Source organism: Pontibacterium sp. (assembly GCF_041587635.1).
In the GTDB taxonomy this organism is placed as follows: domain Bacteria; phylum Pseudomonadota; class Gammaproteobacteria; order Pseudomonadales; family Balneatricaceae; genus Pontibacterium.
Map to the genome: position 1 here is coordinate 1 of NZ_JBFGYC010000257.1, position 5514 is coordinate 5514.

The 5514-nt window shown below is 53.1% G+C and carries 6 protein-coding genes; 4 read left to right on the plus strand and 2 right to left on the minus strand.

Features of this window, described 5'->3' with window-relative positions; genetic code table 11:
- Positions 1-90: 90 nt before the first annotated feature.
- On the minus strand, positions 91-975 hold the full coding sequence (locus tag ABYW01_RS12835) for a LysR family transcriptional regulator (RefSeq protein ID WP_372833275.1): 885 nt from the start codon (positions 973-975) through the stop codon (positions 91-93).
- A gap of 103 nt (positions 976-1078) precedes the next feature.
- Between ABYW01_RS12835 and ABYW01_RS12840 the strand changes: the two genes are divergently transcribed.
- The 3 genes from ABYW01_RS12840 to ABYW01_RS12850 all read left to right on the plus strand — a co-directional run bounded on the left by ABYW01_RS12840 (position 1079) and on the right by ABYW01_RS12850 (position 3283).
- A complete protein-coding gene (locus ABYW01_RS12840; protein ID WP_372833278.1) occupies positions 1079-1810 on the plus strand; it encodes an SDR family oxidoreductase in 732 nt (243 codons plus the stop codon).
- Between the two features lie 37 nt (positions 1811-1847).
- Positions 1848-2432 carry a 2-hydroxychromene-2-carboxylate isomerase gene (locus ABYW01_RS12845; RefSeq protein WP_372833280.1) on the plus strand — a complete coding sequence of 195 codons (585 nt, stop codon included), beginning with the start codon at positions 1848-1850 and terminating at the stop codon, positions 2430-2432.
- Between the two features lie 476 nt (positions 2433-2908).
- Positions 2909-3283 carry a hypothetical protein gene (locus ABYW01_RS12850; RefSeq protein ID WP_372833282.1) on the plus strand — a complete coding sequence of 125 codons (375 nt, stop codon included), beginning with the start codon at positions 2909-2911 and terminating at the stop codon, positions 3281-3283.
- 38 nt (positions 3284-3321) lie between these two features.
- Here ABYW01_RS12850 and ABYW01_RS12855 read toward each other — a convergent pair whose 3' ends face one another.
- Complete coding sequence (locus ABYW01_RS12855; RefSeq protein ID WP_372833285.1) at positions 3322-4305, minus strand: GlxA family transcriptional regulator; 984 nt, start codon at positions 4303-4305, stop codon at positions 3322-3324.
- 152 nt (positions 4306-4457) lie between these two features.
- Between ABYW01_RS12855 and ABYW01_RS12860 the strand changes: the two genes are divergently transcribed.
- Complete coding sequence (locus ABYW01_RS12860) at positions 4458-5048, plus strand: peroxidase-related enzyme (RefSeq protein WP_193953422.1); 591 nt, start codon at positions 4458-4460, stop codon at positions 5046-5048.
- The last annotated feature ends 466 nt before the right edge of the window (positions 5049-5514 follow it).

Here is a 5514-nt window from a genome sequence, read left to right on the forward strand (position 1 = left end):
TACGATACGGGTACTCCTATTACCCACCTCGGGACACTATATATTGGTCACGGCTTTAGAGCCAGAGGGCGAATCAATGTGGAGTAGCAATTACATATCCGCATAGGTCCAGGATGCCGTACTGGCAAAATCCACAAACTGGGTGATCTCGTTCAGGTTTTCGCTCTCGCCCCACTCAAAGCCGATAGAGCGTTGGCTGAGGTCTTCGACGAGCGGCAGTGTTGTAATGCGGGATGACGCATAGTGCTCGGGTACGATGGCAATGCCCACATCTGCTTCCACCAGTGCTAAGGCACGGTCGTCCTGATTGGTGATATAGGCCATATTCAGGCGGATGTTGTGCTGTTTCAGTAACCCTTCCATGACCTTACGGTGTTCACAGTGGCTGCGGCCAATAAAGGGTTCTTTATCCAGATCTGACACGCTGATCGATGGGGATCGGCTCAGGTGATGGTTGCGGGACATCGCCACTACGTAAGGTTCAGCGAAGATCTCTTTTGAGCAGTTAAAGCGTCTGCTGGCCTGTGGATTACTCTGCAACAGGGTCAGCACTAGATCAACACGGTTATCACGTTCCAGCTTGTGCATCTCGGCAGCGCTCGAATCAACCACATCCAGTTTCAGGTCTGGGTGCTCCCGACGATATTGCTCGATCAGTCGGGCCACATGGGTGATGGACAGGGTATTGATCACGCCCAGTCGAAGTCTTCGCTGCACATCGTGCTGCTTCAGCTCATCCTTCGCTCTGGCGCACTCCCCCACTATCAGCTTTGCTCGTTGCAGCAACTTGCGGCCTGCGGGTGTGAGCACCACGTTACGTTTGTTGCGGGTAAACAGCTTTACGCCGACCTCGGCTTCCAGTTTGGAAATAGACACAGACAGCGCGGGCTGGGAGACAAATGCGCGCTCTGCCCCACGGGTAAAGCTTTCTGATTCGGCTGCCGCCAAAAACAGACGTAGCTGCTGCAACTCCATACCATAACCCCTGATTATCATTTCAATTCAAACAATTGATTATATTTATTCTAAGCCAAGTAATAGACTTTTCTCAACGATCAGCGTTTATCAGGAGATGGGGATGACAGCAGTTCAACAACCGATCGCGTTAATCATCGGGGCCGGCGATCATCTGGGATCCGCCATCGCCCGACGTTTTGCCACCGAGGGATACCACATTGTTGCGACCCGTCGCCGGGGCGATCTGGATACGCTGGTGAGCGAGGTTGAGGCACTGGGGGCGGGGATCACAGCGTTGCACTCCGATGCCCGCGACGAAGACCAAGTGATTCAGCTGATTAATAAAGTCGAATCCGAGCTAGGACCGATGAGTGTGGTGGTGTTCAACATCGGTGCAAACGTGCCGTGCAGCATTGTGGAGACAACCGCGCGCTTGTATCGCAAAGTCTGGGAGATGTGTGCCTTTGCCGGTTTTCTGGTCGGCCGTGAAGCGGCTAAGAGGATGCTTCCACGAGAACAAGGCACCATTATCTTCACCGGTGCATCCGCCAGTGTGCGTGGAAGCGCCAACTTTTCGGCCTTTGCTGGCGGCAAACATGCGTTACGGGCACTGGCCCAGAGCATGGCGCGCGAACTCGGCCCGCAGGGCATCCATGTGGCGCACGTGATAGTCGATGGTCTGATCAATAACGAAGCCACCAAAGCATTTCTCGCAGAACAGTTTGCCAGCAAAGGGGAGGACGGCGTTATGCAACCGGACGACATGGCCGAAATCTACTGGCAGATCCACATGCAACCGCGCAGCGCATGGACGTTCGAGCAGGACGTACGCCCCTACGCAGAACCGTGGTAAGCCGCGCTATATTTAAATACGGACAGAGGATTATTGGATGAGTAAAACCGTCGATTTCTATTACGACTTTATCAGCCCGGCATCGTACATCGCGTTAGCCCGACTCACCGAGCTGTGCGAACGCACCGGCGCAACCATCAATTACAAACCGATGCTGTTGGGCGGCGTATTTAAGGCCGGTGGAAATACCTCGCCGGTGACGATCCCGGCGAAATGGGAATGGATCCAAAAAGACTTTGCCCGCTACGCGGCGTTATACGATATTCCCTATCAGCTAAACCCACACTTCATCTTCAGTACGGTCAACGCGATGCGTGGCGCCATGTGGGCGCTGTCGGAAGGACGGATCGAAGACTATAACCGCGCAATGTACACCGCGGCCTGGGCCGACGGAAAAGACCTCTCATCCCCTGAAGTGATGGCTGAAGTACTGAACACGGCCGGTTTTGATGCGCAGGTTGTGATGGAAGCGATGACCCAACCCGAGATCAAAAAGGCGTTGATCAGCGCCACTGAAGAGGCGGTTGGGCGGGGTTTATTTGGTGCGCCGACGATGTTCGTGGATGATGAGATGCATTTCGGGCAGGATCGCATGGAGTGGATCGAGCGTGCACTGAGCTAACGCTCATTCCCTCACCTATCAATGTTAGAGAACAGGTTTCGACCCACCTGTTCTCTATATCTGAAGCAGTATCTCCAGAGCTGTATTTCAAGAGCAATATCTCCAGAGCTGTATCTCCAGAGCTGTATCTCAAGAGCTGTATCTCAAGAGCTGTATCTCAAGAATATTGTGGCAGTCATCGTACGGTTTTCCATCAGCAACCGATCTGTTCGCCGCGTGGGCGACAATGGTTGATTGCGCTGGCGCAAGCAAAGGCGGATGTCTGCTCGTCACTATCAGAAGCTTCAGCTACGATATCTATAACGTGATGGGTCGCGATGTTTGTTTTAACGTAGCGTGCCGTGTTGTCATCAGTCTTTATTTCAAAGTGCCGAAGCTGCCGTTTATACGGCGCTTAATGGTGGCTGCGGATTGGGCTTTTTACACAGCAGCCATTCACACCCGACACTTTTAAAAATCTTAAATGGGTTCTACTGATGGACAATTCACAGTACTTCTATCGCACGATCATCTTCACCCGCAAAAACAATCAAGTTGCACTGGCCGACATCAATTACCCTGAGAACATCACCCCGCTGGATGAATGGCTTGGTACAGTGGTTACTCTGGCAGATGGTGCACACACCATTCAGGAAATGATTAACTATATGGGCCAGCGATACCCGTCTCCGCCCTCGAATTTGGAAAAAACGCTGCACTCAGTCATCGAGCGACTGATGGACGGGGATATGATTAAGCTGAGCGAAACACCTGTCAGCCTGCCCTACTATCTGGCCTCTCCGATTGAGGAGCTGGACTTAGAGAAAGCTCGAAAACTGATCATAGAAGACGGCTACAGTGTGATGCACTGAACCGCGATACGGCGTGGTTCGCCTTCAAGTCAGTCAGATCAGGTTTGGCTGAGCTGCGCCCGATAATCTCGCGGTGATAATCCCAGCGCATTGCGGAACAAACGTCGTAGTGAGCTGGCACTGCTGTACCCCACCCGCTCTACAATCTGCTCGATATTCAAACTAGTCGTTTCCAGTAATAATTTCGTGTGTTCGATGCGCAGTTTTTGCAGGTACTCGGAAGGACTCACCCCCAGTGCTTTCTTGAAGCGGCGCGATAGCGTACGCTCACTGACACAGTGCAAATTCGCTAACGATTCCAGATCCAGCGGCTGGCTGATATGGCGCTGCATCCAGCTTTCTACCGCCAGCACCATCGCATCCTGATGTTCGGTTTGTTCCTGCAAAAACACATACGGCGAGGCGTAACTCTGACTGGCATCGATCAACATGGTTTTTGCACAGATCTGCGCCAACTGCCGCCCGACTTGCTTCTCCACCACCTGCAACATCACCCCCAGATTGGCGGTCATCGCACCGGTACAGTAGCCCTGATCATTCTCCACCAGCAGCGTATCCTTACGCAGGGTGACATCGGGATAACGCTTCTGAAATAACCCACCCAACCACCACGCGGTTGCCGCGGATTGTCCTTTCAGGTGGCCGGTTTCAGCCAGCAGGAATACACCGCTGCAGTTAGCTGCGATCTGCTGACCTGCCGCATACTGTTTACGCAGCCATTCGGTCTCACGTTTCAGACCGGTGAGATGGTTGATCAGGTCATTGCCATCTTCATGGTGAATACCCGGTACAAAGATCAGATCAGCCTCAGGGGCGTTATCCAGCGTGTAATCAACCCGCATACGGCAACCGTTGGAGGCCCGCACTTCATCCTGCCCTGCCGATACCAGAAAACACTCGTATAACGGCTCTTCGCCACCGCGCTGTTTCCAGATGGTGTTGATCACGTTAAATACATCAAACGTGGTGGCGATGCCGGAGGCCTGATAGTCGTCGTAGACTAATCCCAGTATTTTATTCATAGATGACCGAATATGCGCGTTATTTGGCGCTCAGATGACTGATTATGATCGTTTTGACTTGCTAGGATGGCACTCATAGTTTCCAAAATCAAAACGTTCAACAATCTGACGATTGAAGAACCCACTGTTTAAACAGAATTACAGGTGAATGCATGAGCCAGTCCGATATCAGCCGTTACCCGGTGCCAGAACTGAATACCCTGCCTGAAGATATCCAGAGCCGTATTCTGGCAGTACAGGAAAAAGCCGGTTTTATCCCTAACGTCTTCCTGACACTGGCCCACCGCCCTGCGGAGTTCCGCGCCTTTTTTGCCTACCACGATGCGATCATGGAACGCGAAGAAAGCACCCTGACACCCGCGGAGAAAGAGATGATTATCGTTGCGACCAGTGCGGCGAACGGCTGTCAGTACTGTGTTGTAGCCCACGGTGCGCTGCTGCGTATCTTTGCGAAAGAGCCGTTACTGGCCGACCAGATTGCGATCAACTACCTGCACGCGCCAATCTCCCCACGCCAGAAAGCGATGATGGATTTTGCGATGTCGCTGTCGCAGTCACCGGAAGTGATCAGCGAAGACGATTACGAAGCCCTCTACATGCACGGTTTTGACGACGAAGATATCTGGGATATTGCCGGTATCACCGCGTTCTTTGGTCTTTCAAACCGTATGGCAATCATCACCTCTATGCAGGCGAACCGCGAGTTTTACACCATGGCGCGCGAACCCCGCGATGCCTCTTAAGCGCTGAGTAACCGCTTACTTAGCTGATATGCATTCCCACGCGGGAGCGTGGGAACGAGGTAACCGCCCACCCTGAGAGAACACACCTCTGGTTCCCACGGTCCCCCGTGGGAACCCATATCGAGGGTTCCGTCAGTACGATGCTGAAATTAAGCGCGGTCTGCATTCCCACGCATGAATGTGGGAAGAAGCAGCGTGGGAACGAGGTAACCGCTCACACAGCGTAAGCACACCTCTGGTTCCCACTGTCCCCCGTGGGAATCCATATCGAGAGTCCGGTCAGTACGGTGCTGAAATTAAGTACTGTCTGCATTCCCACGCGGGAGCGTGGGAACGAGGTAAATCGCTTACTCTGCGCAAACACACCTCAGGTTCCCATGGTCCCCCGTGGGAACCCATCTCGAGGGTTCTGGTCAGTGGGTGCTGAAATTAGGCACTGTCTGCATTCCCACGCGGGAGCGTGGGA

What these genes read in the sequence shown, in the direction of transcription:
- ABYW01_RS12835 (WP_372833275.1), bottom strand. Translation starts at nt 975, where the DNA reads ATGGAGTTGCAGCAGCTACGTCTGTTTTTGGCGGCAGCCGAATCAGAA.
- ABYW01_RS12840 (WP_372833278.1), top strand. Translation starts at nt 1,079, where the DNA reads ATGACAGCAGTTCAACAACCGATCGCGTTAATCATCGGGGCCGGCGAT.
- ABYW01_RS12845 (WP_372833280.1), top strand. Translation starts at nt 1,848, where the DNA reads ATGAGTAAAACCGTCGATTTCTATTACGACTTTATCAGCCCGGCATCG.
- ABYW01_RS12850 (WP_372833282.1), top strand. Translation starts at nt 2,909, where the DNA reads ATGGACAATTCACAGTACTTCTATCGCACGATCATCTTCACCCGCAAA.
- ABYW01_RS12855 (WP_372833285.1), bottom strand. Translation starts at nt 4,305, where the DNA reads ATGAATAAAATACTGGGATTAGTCTACGACGACTATCAGGCCTCCGGC.
- ABYW01_RS12860 (WP_193953422.1), top strand. Translation starts at nt 4,458, where the DNA reads ATGAGCCAGTCCGATATCAGCCGTTACCCGGTGCCAGAACTGAATACC.